Below are 14,851 nucleotides of genomic sequence, written 5' to 3'. Positions count from 1 at the left end.
GGGGCGGCGCCGCGGCGGGAGCGGGCACCACGGGCAGTGCGACCGCCGGAATGGGCGCCGAAGGCGCCGGAACCGGCGGGATCGCCAGCGGCGCCGCGGGTGCGGCCGGCGCCGGGGGTGGTTGCAACAGCAGCAGGAGCAGCAGCGGCGAGGCCGCCGCGGCGGAACCGAGCGCGGCGGAACCGGTCAGGGCCGAACCCGTGGCGGCCAGCCCGGCAAGGGCGGAACCCGTTGCGACAGAGCCCGTTCCGAACAGCGCGGCCAGCGCCGAACCGGTGCCCAGCAGCGCGGAACCGGTGCCGAGGCCGGTACCCAACAGAGCCGCACCCGTGGAACCCAGTGCGGCAGAACCTGTCCCGAGGACGGCAGCGCCGGCGGCGGCGCCCGCGGAACCGACTGCGGCGGAACCGGTCCCGAGAATCGCCGCGAGCAAGCCTGCGGTGGCCGCGCTGGTCCCGGCCAGGGCCGAACCCGTCCCCGCCAGGGCCGAACCGGTGGCCGCACCGGCCGAGCCGACGGCGGCCGAACCGGTGACGCCGAGGCCCAGGCCCGTCCCCAAAGCCGCGGAGCCTGTCCCGGCGGCCGCGGAGCCGGTGGTCGCCCCCGCGGAACCGACGGCCGCGGACCCTGTCGCGCCGAGCCCGCCGGCGCCGGCCGCGGCCGAACCCACGGCCGCAGAACCGACCGCGGCCGAACCGGTGCCCAGCAGCGCCGGGCCGACACCGAGAAGTCCGGCGATTCCCGCGGCCGGGGTCGGTCGCATGGGCCGGGCCGCGGCTGGTGTGGGTGCTGATGTTTGCTCGGGAGTCTGCTGCGCAGGCTCGTCTGCGGTCGAGCGACCGGGGATGCGAAGGGGGGTTCCCGGACCGGAATTGTCCGTATTACCCGGAGTGCACTGAGGGCAGGGATCGGTGGGTTGCGCCTGGGCGGCAAGCGGTGCCAGTAGCCCGTAACCAGCGGCGATCCCGGTCACCGTCAGGACGCGCACAATGCGACCAATGGTCATGCGCTTGCCTTCCCCTTCATCATCTCCAGCGCAGATCTTCGCCCGGTCGCGAACTCACCAGGGGCTTTAAACGGATGCCGATCATCATAACTGCCGGTTGTTTGCTCGCACAGCGAGATCACGTGAGACATCCCACAACTTCCGGGCATACCGCATAGCCCGGCGACCCAGCACCAACCGACCTGCGACTATCCGGATACTGGCAGGAGTCCGGCGGTTCGAGCGTTCCGCGTGGACAACATCTCGCATTCGGTCATTGCAACTCGCACAGGGGTATTCGGCGCCGAGTGGCGAACGGATCGCTACCGCGGGGAAGTCGCGGCGAGTCGTGCGTTCCGGGCGATCCGCTTCGCCCCGGACCTGCGACGGGTCCGAGGCGACGGTACGAATCAGGCGCCGTAGACCGCCTCGGCCGGGGTCGCCTCGGCAATCAGCTCGCGCACCGCCCGGCCCAGTTCGGCGGGCTCCCAGCGCGCGCCGCGATCAACCGGAACGCCGTGCCGCCAGCCGTCCGCGAGGGCGACCTTGCCGCCCTCGACCTCGAACATGCGACCGGTCACCCCCGCCGAGTCGGCGCTGCCCAGCCACACCACCAGCGGCGAGATGTTCTCCGGGGCCATGGCGTCGAAACCGCCGTCCGGCCTGGCCATCATGTCCGCGAAGACGGTCTCGGTCATGCGGGTGCGGGCCGAGGGCGCTATGGCGTTGACGGTGACGCCGTACCGGCCGAATTCGGCCGACGCGGTAATGGTCAGCGCGGCGATACCGGCCTTGGCCGCGGCGTAGTTCCCCTGTCCGACGCTGCCCTGCAGACCCGCGCCGGAGCTGGTGTTGATGATGCGCGCGTCGACCTGCTCACCGGCCTTGGACCGACCGCGCCAATATTCTGCCGCGTGGCGCATGGTGGCGAAGTGACCCTTGAGATGCACCCGGATCACCGCGTCCCACTCCTGCTCGGACAGGTTCACCAGCATCCGGTCGCGCACGATCCCGGCGTTGTTGACCACCACGTCCAGGCCGCCGAAGGTCTCCACGGCCTGCGTGATCAGGCGCTGCGCGCCCGCCCAGTCCGCGATGTCGCTGCCGTTGACCACGGCCTTGCCGCCGAGCTCGAGGATCTCCTCGACCACCTGGGCGGCGGGGGAGTCGGTGCGCGGGGTGCCGTCGAGTTCGGCGCCGATGTCGTTGACCACCACATTGGCCCCGGCCGCGGCGAAGGCCAGGGCGTGCGCACGGCCGATGCCACCACCCGCGCCGGTCACGATGACGGTGCGGCCGGCGCAGATCTTGTCGGTTGTGTCTGCCATGTGTGCTCTCAATCTCTTTCGTACAGGGCGTGCGGGGGGTTTCAGCTCTGGGTGGCGGACTCGTTCACGGTCGCGGCGTCCAGGAAGGCGGGGCGTTCGCCGCCACCGTGCACCAGCAGCGAGCCGCCGGTGGCGTAGGAGGCGAGCGGGGAGGCCAGGAAGGCCGCGCAGCGGCCGATCTCCTCGGGCGCGGCCAGGCGGCCCAGCGGCACGGTCGCCGCGACGGCGTCGATACCGGCCTGATCGCCATAGTGCAGATGGCTGTTCTCGGTGTGCACCATGCCGACGATGATCGAGTTGATCCGCACCTTGGGCGCCCATTCCACGGCCAGCGAGGAGACCAGGCTGTCCAGGCCCGCCTTGGCCGCACCGTAGGCGGCGCTGCCCGGCGAGGGCCGATGCCCGCTCACACTGGAGATCATCAGAATCGAGCCGCCCTGGGGCTGGGTCTGCATCACCGCGTTGGCGGCCTGCGACACCAGCAGCGGCGCGAGCAGATTCAGCTCGACGATCTTGGCGTGAAAGTTGCGGCTGGCGGTCGAGGCCGGCGCGAACGGCGCACCGCCCGCATTGTTCACCACGTGGTCCAGGCGGCCGTGCCGCCGCACGATCTCCTCGACCAGCGCCGTCACCGCCGCACCGTCGCGCACATCGCACGGCAGGAACTCCGCGGTGCGGCCGGAGCTTTCGATCGCCGCCTCCCCGGGTCTGCGCGCGCAGGTCACCACGGTGGCCCCGGCGTCCAGGAACACCCGGCCGATACCGGCGCCCACACCCCGCACACCGCCGGTGACGAGCACAACCGATCCGGAAAGGTCCACTTCTAATGCCACCGTGATAACCTACCAAGCACTTGCTTGCTTTATCAACAGCAGAGTGCCAACAACGAAGCGCCAACGATGGGACTTGGGATGGGGATCATCCGTCACACCGAAACCGCGGGAGTCGAGGTCGTCACCGTCGACTACCCGCCGGTCAACGCCCTGCCGTCCGACGGCTGGTTCGCCCTGGCCGACGCCGTGCGCGAGGCCGGGCGCGATCAGGACACCCGGGTCGTGGTGCTACGTGCCGAGGGTCGCGGCTTCAACGCGGGCGTGGATATCAAGGAGATGAACGCCGACAGCGGCCACACCGCGCTGATCCGGGCCAACCACGGCTGCTTCGAGGCGTTCGCGGCGGTATACGACTGCCAGGTCCCGGTGGTCACCGCGGTCAACGGATTCTGCCTGGGCGGCGGCATCGGGCTGGTGGGCAATTCCGATGTCATCGTCGCCTCCGACGATGCGACCTTCGGCCTGCCCGAGGTGGATCGCGGTGCGCTGGGCGCGGCCACCCATCTGGCCCGGCTGGTCCCCCAGCACCTGATGCGGACCATGTTCTACACCGCGGGCAAGCTGACCGCGCAGCAGTTGCACCATTACGGATCTGTGTACAAGGTCGTCCCCCGGCCCGAACTCGACGCCGCCGCAATGGAAGTCGCCGAAAACATCGCGAACAAGGACGGCCGGGTCATCCGCGCGGCCAAGAAGGCGCTCAACGGCATCGACGTGCAGGACGTGCACCGCTCCTACCGGTTCGAACAGGGCTTCACGATGGAGCTGAACCTGGCCGGTGTGGCCGACGAGATCCGGGCGCGCTTCGACGACGATCTGGCAGCAAGGAAAAGCACAGCAGGAGGATCGAATTAGTATGCGCGATAAGCGAATTACGCTCGACGAAGCGGTCGGCGAGCTGCGCAGCGGGATGACCATCGGCCTCGGCGGATGGGGATCGCGGCGTAAGCCGTTGGCGTTCGTGCGAGCGCTGTTGCGTTCGGACGTCACGGATCTGACCGTGGTCACCTACGGCGGGCCCGACCTGGGTCTGCTGTGCTCGGCGGGCAAGGTACGAAAGGCGTACTACGGCTTCGTATCCCTGGACTCCGCGCCGTTCTACGACCCGTGGTTCGCCAAGGCGCGTACCGAGGGTTCGATCATCGTGCGCGAGATGGACGAGGGCATGGTGAAGTGCGGATTGCAGGCCGCCGCCGCCCGGCTGCCGTTCCTGCCGATCCGGGCCGGATTGGGCTCCGCGGTCATCGATTTCTGGGAGGGCGAGCTGAAGACGGTCTCCTCGCCGTATCCGGATGCCGACGGGCGCACCGAGACCCTCGTCGCCATGCCCGCATTGCGTCTCGACGCCGCATTCGTGCACCTGGATCTGGGCGATAAGCACGGCAACGCCGCCTACACCGGCGTCGATCCGTATATGGACGAGCTGTACCCGCTGGCGGCCGAGAAGCGCTACCTGTCGGTGGACCGGCTGGTGGAAACCGAGGAACTGGTGAAAACCGTTCCGCAGCAGGCGCTCATCCTCAACCGCATGATGGTCGACGGCGTGGTCGAGGCGCCGGGCGGTGCGCACTTCACCTTCTCCGGCAGCTATGGGCGCGACGAGAAGTTCCAGCGCCACTACGTCGAGGCCGCCAAGACGCCCGAATCGTGGGCCGAGTTCAAGGCGCGGTATCTGGACGTGTCCGAGGACGACTACCAGGCCGCCGTCAAGGCTTTCGCCGAGGAGCAGAAATGACAGACACCGCAACCATTACCCGTGCCGAGGTCTGCGTGGTCGCGGCCGCCGAGATCTTCCGGGGCGCGGGCGAGATCATGGCCAGCCCGATGTCCACCATCACCACGATCGGCGCGCGGCTGGCCCGGCTGACCTTCGAACCGGATCTGCTGCTGTCCGACGGTGAGGCGCTGCTGTTCGCGGAGGTCCCGCCGATCGGCGGGAAGGCGCCCGTCGAGGGCTGGATCCCGTTCGGCAAGGTGTTCGACGTGGTCGCCTCCGGCCGGCGTCATGTCGTCATGGGCGCCAACCAGATCGACAAGTACGGCAATCAGAACCTGTCGGCGTTCGGCCCGTTGCAGCAGCCCAGCCGGCAGATGTTCGGCGTGCGCGGCGCGCCCGGGAACACCGTCAACCACCCCACCAGCTACTTCGTGCCCAAGCACAGCAAGCGGGTGTTCTGCGAGAGCGTGGACATCATCTCCGGCATCGGTTACGACCGTATCGATCCGGAGAATCCGGCGTACCGGTTCCACCACCTGCACCGCGTGGTGTCGAACCTGGGCGTCTTCGATTTCGGCGGACCGGATCACGCGCTGCGCGCGCTGTCGCTGCATCCGGGCGTCAGCGCCGGCGAGGTCGCCGAGAACACGTCGTTCGAGGTCGCGGGCCTGGCAGAGGCGGGCGAGAGCCGGCTGCCCACCGGCGAAGAGCTGAATATCATCCGTAACGTGCTGGACCCCAAGGGCTTCCGGGAGAAGGAAGTGACGGCATGACCGAGCGGCGGTTGCGGACTCGGCTGACCGAGCTGGTCGGCGTCGAGCATCCGATCGTGCAGACGGGTATGGGCTGGGTCGCGGGACCGAACCTGGTCGCGGGCACCGCCAACGCCGGTGGCCTGGGCATCCTGGCCTCGGCCACCATGACCCTGGCCGAGCTCGAGGAGGCCATCGCCAAGACGAAGGCCAAGACCGACAGGCCCTTCGGCGTCAATATCCGCGCCGACGCGACCGACGCGACCGATCGGATCGAACTGATGATCCGCAAGGGCGTGAAGGTGGCCTCCTTCGCGCTCGCGCCGAAGAAGGAGCTCATCGCGCGCCTGAAAGACAATGGCGTGGTGGTGATTCCGTCCATCGGCGCGGCCAAGCACGCGGTGAAGGTCGCCTCGTGGGGCGCCGACGCGGTCATCGTGCAGGGCGGCGAGGGCGGCGGGCACACCGGCCCGGTCGCCACCACCCTGCTGCTGCCCTCGGTGCTGGACGCGGTCGACATTCCGGTGGTCGCCGGCGGCGGCTTCTTCGACGGGCGCGGCCTGGCCGCCGCGCTGTCCTACGGCGCGGCCGGTGTCGCGATGGGCACCCGTTTCCTGCTCACCCAGGATTCCAGCGTGCCGGACTCGGTGAAGCAGGAGTACCTGCAGCGCGGCCTCCAGGACACCGTGGTGTCGCTCAAGGTCGACGGCATGCCGCACCGCGTGCTCAAGACCGAACTGGTCGAGCGCCTGGAGCATTCGGGCAGTTGGCGCGGCCTGAGCGCCGCGGTCGCCAACGCCGCGAAGTTCAAGTCGATGACCGGTATGAAGTGGTCCACCCTGGTCCGCGACGGCCTGACCATGCGCAAGCAGAAGGACCTCACCTGGTCGCAGGTCATTATGGCCGCCAATACCCCCATGCTGCTCAAGGCCGGACTGGTCGAGGGCGACACCCACGCGGGCGTGCTGGCAGCGGGCCAGGTCACCGGCATCATCCAGGATCTGCCCACGGTCGCCGAACTCATCGACCGCATCATCGACGAGGCCCTGGCCCGCATCGACGCACTCGCCGAACTCCGGGCGCCCATGGATCAGCAGGCTCGCGGGTAGCTCTCGGCGCCGCTAGCGCGGTGTGATCTCCACCCGGTTGTCGTGGAACACCGCGCCACCGCCGAAGTCCGAATCTCGTTCGGCGATGGTCGCGTTGACGGTGGAACCGTTGGTGAACTTCGCCCAGCGGCCCTTGGGGGTCGCCGCGACGCCGGGACGGACGCGGTCGGATACGTCCGCGATCGCCTCGAACGAGCCACGGCCGTTGGCCACCAGAACTCTCGCGCCGTCGATGATTCCGCGCTCGGCGGCGTCGTCGGGGTGGATGGTGACGCGGGGTTCGCCTGCGCGGCGGCGTAATTCGGGATTGGAGCCGAAGGTGGTGTTCAGGAAGTAGTGCGAGGCGGCGGAGATCAGCACCAGGCCCGTGCCGGTGTCTGCGGGCGGGATGTAGGACGGGAGCGGGTCGTGGCCGGCCTTCTCGGCCCGCCACGAGGTGAACTGCACCTTGTCGACCGGTACCGGGCGCGGTGGCACCTTCAGAAATCCGTCGAGACGCAGCCGCTCGATGTCGTAGCCCTTCAACAGGGTGCGGGCCAATTCCTCGTCCGACTCGTACAACGCGGGCTCGGTCAACTCCATGCGCCGCGCGAGTCGCCGGAACGTCTCGGTGGTGGACAGGCATTCGCCGGGCGGCTCGACGGCCTTCTCGTTCCACACCAGATACAGATTCCCGTACGCGGCGATCACATCCAGGTGTTCGGGCTGCATGGTCGCGGGCAGCACGATATCGGCGTAATCCACGGTGTCGGTCGGAAAGTGTTCCAGCACAACGGTGAACAGATCCTCGCGGGACAGCCCCTGGATCACCCGGCCCTGATCCGGATTCGATCCGACCGGATTGGCGCCGATCACGAACAGCGCCTTGACCGGCGGATCGGTGGTCTCGAGCAGATCACGCCCCACCCGGGTCTGCGACAGCATGCGCACCGGGTGGGGCAGCAGGTCGAAGCGAGCCAGCCCGGCGACGTCGAGCTTGAAGTGCCCGCTCGTCGAATAGTGCAGTCCCCCACCCGGAATCGCCCAGTCGCCGGTGACCGCGGGCAGGCAGCCCAGCACGCGTAATGCCATCCCGCCGCCCGCATGCCGCTGGATGCCCTGGGAGGCGCGGATCGCGGTCGGCCGGGTACCGGCGATCCGCTCGGCGAGGGCGACGATCCGTTCCTGCGGCAGCCCCGTGATCTCGGCGACCCGCTCGGGCGTGTAATCGTCCAGGCGAGGACGGAATTCGTCCCAGCCGACGGTGTGCTCGGCCAGGTACTTCTCGTCGTGCGCACCCATCGACACGATGATGTGCATGAGCCCGAGCGCCAGCGCCGCGTCGGTCCCGGGCATCGGCGCCAAATGCTCGTCACAGCGCTCGGCGGTACGACTGCGCACCGGGTCGATCGCGACGGTGTAGGCCCCGCTGTCCTGGATGAACTTCCAGATGTGGTGTCCGGAGGTGAGCGGGTTGGTGCCCCAGATCAGGATCAACCCGGACTTGGCGAAATCCTCCGGGTCCATGCCGCCGGCGGTGCCCAGCGTGTATTTCAACCCGATGGACCCCGACACCGAACAGATCGTCGGGTCGTGCAGCGAGGAGCCCAGGACGTTGAAGAACCGCTTACCGGACCAGCCCTCCAGCCCCTGGATGTAGCCGAGGCTCCCGGTGCCGTGGAACGGCCAGATCGCTTCGCCGCCGTACTTGTCGATGATGCCGCTCAGACGTTCCGCGATCTCGTCGAGCGCCTCGTCCCAGCTGATCCGCTCGAACCGTCCCTCGCCCTTGCGGCCCACCCGCCGCATCGGATGGGTGATCCGATCTGGCGCATTGAGCTGCTCGAGATACCGATTGACCTTCACGCACAGCGCGCCCCTGGTCACCGGATGGTTCTTGTTTCCTCGCATCGAGACGGCGACGCCGTCCTCGACGGTCACTTCCCACGAGCACCCGTCGGGACAATCCAGCGGACACGCCCCGAGCACCTTCACTCATCGATCGTAGGTGATTTCGTCCGGCCGCCGAATGTCACCTGTGCGGCCGGAAGGCGACGCCGCAGCTCACCGAGGTTGTGGCCGGAGCCCGTCGAGGATGATCCCGCCGATGTGCGCCGCACGGACCGGATCGGTCTGCGCGTCGGCGTGATGGATCGCGGCGAAGGTCCCTGCGACCAGGGCCATCGCCTCCTCGACGGTGACATCGGGGCGCACGACGCCCGCCCAGCGCGCACGATCGAGCAGAGCGCGGACGTGACCGGTGAGGCCCGCGGCCACCTCCGGGGCGGCGCTGCGCAGATCGAACTCCGCCGCCGCTAGCGCGCTCTTGACCAGGGCGTTCTCCGCTCCGTTCGCCATCATGCGCGACAGTAGCGTGAATATCGCCGCCGGATCGTCGGCGGCGGCCAGGACGGCCGCCTCGGCCACCAACTGCTCGATCTGATCGATCGAAACGGCAAGGTACAGCGCCTCTTTGGTGGAGAAATGGCGATGGACCGTCCCCGGGCCCACACCGGCCCGCCGGGCGATCTCGTCGAGCGAGACGCTGAGCCCCTCCTGCGCGAACAGCTGCTGTGCGGTCCGCAGGACGCGCTGCCGGTTGCGGCGCGCGTCGGCTCGCAGTTCCCTGGTCCCGCCGGGCGTTCCCTGGGCGGATTCGGTCTGTCGACGTTCCATGTCACCCCAAGCATAGCCACCTCTGGCATAACCGGGTCGCCGCCCCGTATGCTCGGAGCCATAACCGGGGCGACGCACCGCTTAGGGCCGGACGTCGCCCATCGTCCCGATCCAGGAGGACCCATGACCGCGCACGACACCGCAGCCCCGGTACTGCGGATGCAGGAATGCTTCAACTCCCGGCAATTCGACCGAGCCGGCGAACTGCACACGCCGGACTGCCGCAACCACACCCTGAACGCCACCGGATTCGAGGTGGGCAAGCATGCCTGGCAGACCCTGGTCGCCAAATTCCCCGATATTCGCGTCATCGCCGAGGATGTGCTGGTCGACGGCGACAGGGTCGCCATCCGCTCCTCCGTCGAGGGGGTCCCGCTCCCGGACGGCGCCCCGCAGCCGATGCTGATCGAGATCTTCCGCATCGACAGCGGCCGGATCGCCGAGGCCTGGGCGACCGGTCAGGGCATGCCCGACCCGGCATCCCTGATCAGCATCCCCGGCCACCCCTGACCCGTCCGGCAGCGCCCATCGGCGTATCTCAGCTGAGGCGTTCGATGATGGTGGCGTTGGCGGTGCCGCCACCCTCACAGATGGTGAGCAACCCGTACCGGCCGTTCACCCGCTCGAGCTCGTTGAGCAGGGTGGCGAACAGCTTGGCGCCGGTCGCGCCGAGCGGATGGCCCAGGGCGATCGCGCCGCCGTTGACGTTGACCTTGTCCGGATCGGCGCCGGTCTCCTTCAGCCAGGCCAGCACGACCGGGGCGAATGCTTCGTTGATCTCGACGACGTCGATATCCTCGATGCTCAGGCCGGTCTTCTCCAGGGCCCACTTCGTGGCCGGAATGGGGGCGGTCAGCATGTAGATCGGGTCGGCGCCGCGGGCGCTGACGTGGTGGATGCGGGCGCGAGGCTTCAGGCCGTACTCGGCGACGGCCCAGTCCGAGGCCAGCAGGGTGGCGCTCGCGCCGTCGGAGATCTGACTGGCCACCGCGGCGGTCAGGCGGCTGCCCTCGCTCAGCGGCTTCAGCCCGGCCATCTTCTCCAGGCTGGTCTCGCGCGGGCCCTCGTCGATCCAGAAGTCGCCGACCGGGACGATCTCGCGGTCGAAGGCGCCCTCGGCGATGGCCTTGCGGGCCCGATCGTGGCTGCGCAGCGCCCAGCGCTCCATATCCTCGCGGCTGATATCCCACTTCTCGGCGATCAGCTGGGCGCCGTTGAACTGCGACACCTCGCCGGTGCCGTAACGGTGGTCCCAGCCCTTCGCGCCCACGAACGGGGATTCGAAGCCGTACTCCCTACCAGCGAGCATCGCCGCCGAGATCGGAATCGCGCTCATGTTCTGCACGCCGCCCGCGACGATCACCTCGGCGGTGCCGCTCATGATGGCCTGCGCGCCGAAGTTGATCGCCTGCTGGCTCGAGCCGCACTGCCGGTCCACGGTCACACCGGGCACCTGCTCCGGATATCCGGCGGCCAGCCACATGGTGCGGCCGATGTTGCCGGCCTGCGGGCCGATGTTGTCGACGCAACCGACGATGACGTCGTCGACGTACGCGGGGTCCAGGCCGGTACGGCCGAACAGACCCTGCAGCGCCGCCGCGCCGAGGTCGGCCGGGTGCACGCCCGACAGCGCGCCGCCGCGCTTGCCGACCGGGGTGCGCACGGCGTCGATGACATAGGCCTCGCGCACAGGCGAGTACTGGCGGCGAGCGGGGGCCGACATGGGAGCTCCTTTTAATTCTGTTGCTGTGCTCGGGGATTGGCGAGACCGTCCAGCACCATGGTCAGATACTGCTTGGCCAGGTTGTCCACGGTGATCCGGCCGCCGGGCCGGTACCACCGCACGGACACCCAGACGGTGTCGCGCAGGATGCGAAGGGCCACATCGACATCCAGCTCCGATCGGAAGCTGCCGTCCTGCACGCCCTGGACGAGCACCCGGCGCCACAGGTCGCGGAACTCCCGGTTGTACTCATCGATGTATTCGAAACGTGGGGTACCGCTGAGCTTCTTGGCCTCGGACTGATAGATCGCCACGGCCGCGTGCGAGCGGTCGAACGATTCGAAGGACGCGATAACCAACGCCTCCAACGTATCTCGCGCGGGCAAGCCGGCGGCGTCGATCTCGCGGTACCGGGCGAACAGCTCGTCCAGGAAGCCGCGCAGGATCTCGTCCACCATGGACTCCTTGGAGTCGAAATGGTGGTAGAGACTGCCGGACAGGATTCCGGCCGCGTCGGCGATATCGCGGACCGTGGTGGCACGCAATCCGCGCTCGGCGAACAGCCCGGCAGCCAGGGCCAGCAGCTCGTTGCGACGTGCGGATTTGGATCCCTCGGGTACGGCCACCCGCCCATAATACAACCAAGCATTTGCTTGGTCCATCCGGTCGTCGTCGGCGCGGCGGATTTCGGCCGGACTCAGCGGATCGAGTAGCGCAGCGGCGAAGACACCGACAGATCGGTGAGCAGACGATCGCAGATGGCCACCGGCGAGATCCCGGCCCGCGCCATCCGCGCGACCAGGGCAAGCCGCCGCTCGCAACTGTCCCATTCGACGGTCAGCGGCCCACGCCCGGGACCGGCGTCCACGGTCGCCATCACCCGCGGCGGCCCGGGCGGCGCCGGCTCCTCGATCAGCCCGAGCACGATGCCGCGCTGCCACGCCCGGTAGGTCTCCATATCCGCGCCGTCCACCAATTTATCTGTGGCAGCACATAATCCGGCGGATATGCCGTCGGCGAAGGCTATGTGGTCGAAGCTGAACCTGCGACACCGCCGCACCACCTCGAGCAGATCGGCACGCACCTCGCACAGCAGCAGCGTCCGTTTGCGCCGCCGCAGATCCTCCTCGGATGCGATCCCACCCAGCCCGGGCGCCAACCCGATTCGCGCCGCCCGCTCACGATCGCGAGCCAGATCGGCGCGCAGTGCGCACCGCGGATCGCGAGCTACCTCGGTCTCGTCGACGGCATTCTCCTCGAGGATCTGCGCCGCGCGCGCCGCGGTCGCGCCTTCACAGTTGTGATCGAGAAGTTCGGCGCCGAGCCGCAGTGCGGCCAGCACGATCCCGTCGAGTCTTCGGCGGTCCAGCACCGTCTCGCGCACCAACTCGAGTTCGAGTTGTTCGTTGTCGATCCGACGCTGGTCCAGACCCATGGGTCCAGGTCCCTTCAAGAACTCAGCAAACTCGGCGAACTCAGTAGATTCAGCAGACTCCGCAGATTTGCCGAAATGGCCCTTACCAGGATTGCATACCTCGAGGGGGTCGGCGCCACTCTTTTTCCGGCGGACCTGCCGAATCCGTCATATCAACGGTGACCGGCGAAGATTGATGACCTTCGTCACATGCGCCGCTCTACGCGCGTTGACTACTGACCGAGACGATCTCGCCGGTCATATACGAGGTGTAGTCGCTGGCGAGCATCGCGATGGTGGCCGCGACCTCCCACGGTTCGGCGGCGCGCCCGAAGGCCTCCTTCTCCGCGAGCCGGTCCAGCAGTTCGGTCGAGGAGACTTTGTCGAGGAAGGGGTGCCGGGCGATGCTCGGGGCAACCGCGTTGATCCGCACTCCCAGCTCCGCCGCCTCGACCGCACTGCAACGGGTCAGCGCCATCACACCGGCCTTGGCCGCCGCGTAGTGGGCCTGCCCGTACTGGGCGCGCCAGCCGAGCACGCTGGCGTTGTTGACGATCACGCCACCGTGTCCGGCGCGGCGGAAGTATTCGAGCGCGGCCCGGGTGCAGCGGAAGGTGCCGTTGAGAGTGATGTCCAGAACCCGGTCCCACTGCTCGTCGGTCATGTCGACAACCGGTGTCTCGCCGCCCAGTCCGGCGTTGTTGACCATGATGTCGATGCGCCCCAGGGCATTCGCCGACGCGGCGATCAGTTCGTTCACCTGTTCGGTGCTGGTGACGTCGCAGACCACCGAGGCCACCCGGCGCTCGGGAAACGCGGCGGCCAATTCCTCCTCGGTCTGCTTCAAACGCCGTTCGTGCCAGTCGGATACGACCACGTCGGCGCCCTCGTCGAGGATGCGGCGGGCGGTGGCCGACCCGATCCCGGTGCCGGCGGCGGCGGTGATCACCGCAACCCTCCCGGCGAGCAGTCCGTGCCCCGAAACCGGCTCGGGCGCATGAGAAAGATCGGTCACTGTAGTTCCTTCCAGGTCGGCCCAACGTTGCGTTCAGCCGAGCGATCCGGCTGACCGTGACGTCCGGCTGTTCCGGCCGAGGGTTTCAACGAGCCTCGCGGGGGAGTCCGAGGACGCGTTCGGAGATGATGTTGCGCTGCACCTCGTTCGAGCCGCCGTAGATGGTGTCGGCACGGCTGAACAGGAACAGGCGCTGCCATTCGTCGAGATCGCCGGGCGGGGCGATCAATCCGGGCGCGCCCAGGATGTCCATGGCGAGTTCGCCCAGGCCACGATGCCAGTTGGCCCACAACAACTTCGCCACCGACGCCTGCCCCGCCGCGGTGCGGGCATCGAGGTTCTCGTGCGCCGACTGCATGGTGCGCAGCGCGTGCGCGCGCAGCACCCGCAGGCCGACCCAGGCCTGATCGATGCGCTCGGCGATCACCGGATTGTCCAGTGCGCCATTGGCCTTCGCCGCCGCCTCCAGGTTCGACAGCTCGCGGGCGAACCGGATCTGCTGGCCGACCGTGGATATGCCGCGCTCGAAGGTCAGCGTGCCCATGGCCACTCGCCAGCCCTCGCCCGGCTCACCGACCACGAGTCCGGCCTCGGTGCGGGCGTCGTCGAAGAACACCTCGTTGAATTCGGCAGTGCCGGTGAGCTGGGCGATCGGACGCACCTCGATACCCGGCTGCTTCATCGGCACCAGCAGATACGACAGCCCGTGATGGCGGGTCGAGCCGGGCTCGGTGCGGGCGATGACGAAGCACCAGTCGGACAGGTGCGCCAGCGAGGTCCAGATCTTCTGGCCGTTGATCGCCCACTCGTCGCCGTCGCGGCGCGCCGAGGTGGTGACCGCCGCGAGGTCCGATCCCGCGCCGGGTTCGGAATATCCCTGGCACCACAGCTCGGTGACCGAGCGGATGCCGGGCAGGAAGCGCTGCTTCTGCTCCTCGGTGCCGAAGGCCAGCAGTGTCGGGCCCAGCAACTCCTCGCCCAGGTGCGACACACGGCTGGGCGCGTCGGCCTTGGCGTACTCCTCGTGGAAGATCACCTGCTGGCGCAGGGTGGCGTCCCGACCGCCGTAACGCTCGGGCCAGCCCAGGCAGGTCCACCCGGCCGCGGCCAGGTGCCGGTCCCACGCCAGGCGTTCCTCGAACGCCTCGTGCTCGCGGCCGGGACCACCCAGCCCGCGCAGCTCACGGAACTCGCCCGCGAGGTTCTCGGCCAGCCATTCGCGCACGTCGGCGCGGAATTCCACGTCATGGGACGTGTCCTTGCCGGTCGCCGAATCGGGGCTCTGGATCACACTCACTCCGGTAGAGTAACCTACCAAGC

At 68.6% G+C, this 14,851-nt stretch carries 14 protein-coding genes and 1 pseudogene; 5 read left to right on the top strand and 10 right to left on the bottom strand.

The annotated features are described in order from the left end of the window. From JZ791_RS31580 to JZ791_RS31570, 3 genes and pseudogenes are all read right to left on the bottom strand, one after another. Window positions 1–763 (bottom strand): annotated as a pseudogene (locus JZ791_RS31580) (hypothetical protein); the annotation flags it as partial. A gap of 632 nt (window positions 764–1,395) precedes the next feature. Beyond that, window positions 1,396–2,313 (bottom strand): SDR family oxidoreductase, encoded by a 918-nt coding sequence (locus tag JZ791_RS31575; RefSeq protein ID WP_216899412.1) that lies wholly within the window; start codon window positions 2,311–2,313, stop codon window positions 1,396–1,398. A 41-nt stretch (window positions 2,314–2,354) separates the two neighbouring features. Further along, window positions 2,355–3,146, bottom strand: a complete 792-nt coding sequence (locus JZ791_RS31570) for an SDR family oxidoreductase (RefSeq protein WP_216899410.1) — start codon at window positions 3,144–3,146, stop codon at window positions 2,355–2,357. A 78-nt stretch (window positions 3,147–3,224) separates the two neighbouring features. On the opposite strand from JZ791_RS31570, the gene JZ791_RS31565 reads away from it, so the two are divergent. The 4 genes from JZ791_RS31565 to JZ791_RS31550 are packed head-to-tail and all read left to right on the top strand — an operon-like array spanning window position 3,225 to window position 6,724. Further along, on the top strand, window positions 3,225–4,001 hold the full coding sequence (locus JZ791_RS31565) for an enoyl-CoA hydratase family protein (protein ID WP_216899408.1): 777 nt from the start codon (window positions 3,225–3,227) through the stop codon (window positions 3,999–4,001). Between the two features lies 1 nt (window position 4,002). Beyond that, window positions 4,003–4,881, top strand: a complete 879-nt coding sequence (locus JZ791_RS31560; protein ID WP_216899407.1) for a CoA transferase subunit A — start codon at window positions 4,003–4,005, stop codon at window positions 4,879–4,881. Beyond that, complete coding sequence (locus tag JZ791_RS31555; RefSeq protein WP_216899405.1) at window positions 4,878–5,636, top strand: CoA-transferase subunit beta; 759 nt, start codon at window positions 4,878–4,880, stop codon at window positions 5,634–5,636. Before JZ791_RS31560 ends, JZ791_RS31555 begins: the two co-directional genes overlap by 4 nt. After that, on the top strand, window positions 5,633–6,724 hold the full coding sequence (locus tag JZ791_RS31550) for an NAD(P)H-dependent flavin oxidoreductase (RefSeq protein WP_216899403.1): 1,092 nt from the start codon (window positions 5,633–5,635) through the stop codon (window positions 6,722–6,724). Before JZ791_RS31555 ends, JZ791_RS31550 begins: the two co-directional genes overlap by 4 nt. 12 nt (window positions 6,725–6,736) lie before the next feature. Here the strand turns inward: JZ791_RS31550 and JZ791_RS31545 are convergent, their stop codons facing one another. Both JZ791_RS31545 and JZ791_RS31540 read right to left on the bottom strand, forming a co-directional pair. Further along, complete coding sequence (locus tag JZ791_RS31545) at window positions 6,737–8,698, bottom strand: molybdopterin-containing oxidoreductase family protein (RefSeq protein ID WP_216899401.1); 1,962 nt, start codon at window positions 8,696–8,698, stop codon at window positions 6,737–6,739. 69 nt (window positions 8,699–8,767) lie between these two features. After that, window positions 8,768–9,379, bottom strand: coding sequence for an SbtR family transcriptional regulator (locus JZ791_RS31540; protein WP_216899398.1), 612 nt, complete (start codon window positions 9,377–9,379; stop codon window positions 8,768–8,770). A 123-nt stretch (window positions 9,380–9,502) separates the two neighbouring features. On the opposite strand from JZ791_RS31540, the gene JZ791_RS31535 reads away from it, so the two are divergent. After that, on the top strand, window positions 9,503–9,889 hold the full coding sequence (locus tag JZ791_RS31535) for an ester cyclase (RefSeq protein WP_216899397.1): 387 nt from the start codon (window positions 9,503–9,505) through the stop codon (window positions 9,887–9,889). Between the two features lie 28 nt (window positions 9,890–9,917). Here the strand turns inward: JZ791_RS31535 and JZ791_RS31530 are convergent, their stop codons facing one another. From JZ791_RS31530 to JZ791_RS31510, 5 genes are all read right to left on the bottom strand, one after another. After that, window positions 9,918–11,069 carry an acetyl-CoA C-acetyltransferase gene (locus tag JZ791_RS31530; RefSeq protein WP_216899414.1) on the bottom strand — a complete coding sequence of 384 codons (1,152 nt, stop codon included), beginning with the start codon at window positions 11,067–11,069 and terminating at the stop codon, window positions 9,918–9,920. Between the two features lie 44 nt (window positions 11,070–11,113). Then, window positions 11,114–11,764: a TetR/AcrR family transcriptional regulator gene (locus tag JZ791_RS31525; RefSeq protein WP_216899395.1), complete on the bottom strand. Its 651-nt coding sequence runs from the start codon at window positions 11,762–11,764 to the stop codon at window positions 11,114–11,116. 35 nt (window positions 11,765–11,799) lie between these two features. Continuing rightward, complete coding sequence (locus JZ791_RS31520) at window positions 11,800–12,537, bottom strand: hypothetical protein (RefSeq protein WP_216899393.1); 738 nt, start codon at window positions 12,535–12,537, stop codon at window positions 11,800–11,802. A gap of 199 nt (window positions 12,538–12,736) precedes the next feature. Continuing rightward, on the bottom strand, window positions 12,737–13,531 hold the full coding sequence (locus JZ791_RS31515) for an SDR family oxidoreductase (protein WP_216899392.1): 795 nt from the start codon (window positions 13,529–13,531) through the stop codon (window positions 12,737–12,739). A gap of 85 nt (window positions 13,532–13,616) precedes the next feature. Continuing rightward, window positions 13,617–14,819 (bottom strand): acyl-CoA dehydrogenase family protein, encoded by a 1,203-nt coding sequence (locus tag JZ791_RS31510; protein WP_308163187.1) that lies wholly within the window; start codon window positions 14,817–14,819, stop codon window positions 13,617–13,619. Between the last annotated feature and the right edge of the window lie 32 nt (window positions 14,820–14,851).

This window comes from Nocardia alni (assembly GCF_019038435.1).
In the GTDB taxonomy this organism is placed as follows: Bacteria; Actinomycetota; Actinomycetes; order Mycobacteriales; family Mycobacteriaceae; genus Nocardia; species Nocardia alni.
Note: the sequence above shows the minus strand (reverse complement) of the source record. Positions and strands in the feature narration are given on the sequence as shown.

Coding starts and splice junctions, on each gene's coding strand:
- JZ791_RS31540 (WP_216899398.1), bottom strand. CDS start 9,379: ATGGAACGTCGACAGACCGAATCCGCCCAGGGAACGCCCGGCGGGACC.
- JZ791_RS31520 (WP_216899393.1), bottom strand. CDS start 12,537: ATGGGTCTGGACCAGCGTCGGATCGACAACGAACAACTCGAACTCGAG.
- JZ791_RS31550 (WP_216899403.1), top strand. CDS start 5,633: ATGACCGAGCGGCGGTTGCGGACTCGGCTGACCGAGCTGGTCGGCGTC.
- JZ791_RS31560 (WP_216899407.1), top strand. CDS start 4,003: ATGCGCGATAAGCGAATTACGCTCGACGAAGCGGTCGGCGAGCTGCGC.
- JZ791_RS31555 (WP_216899405.1), top strand. CDS start 4,878: ATGACAGACACCGCAACCATTACCCGTGCCGAGGTCTGCGTGGTCGCG.
- JZ791_RS31565 (WP_216899408.1), top strand. CDS start 3,225: ATGGGGATCATCCGTCACACCGAAACCGCGGGAGTCGAGGTCGTCACC.
- JZ791_RS31575 (WP_216899412.1), bottom strand. CDS start 2,313: ATGGCAGACACAACCGACAAGATCTGCGCCGGCCGCACCGTCATCGTG.
- JZ791_RS31525 (WP_216899395.1), bottom strand. CDS start 11,764: ATGGACCAAGCAAATGCTTGGTTGTATTATGGGCGGGTGGCCGTACCC.
- JZ791_RS31535 (WP_216899397.1), top strand. CDS start 9,503: ATGACCGCGCACGACACCGCAGCCCCGGTACTGCGGATGCAGGAATGC.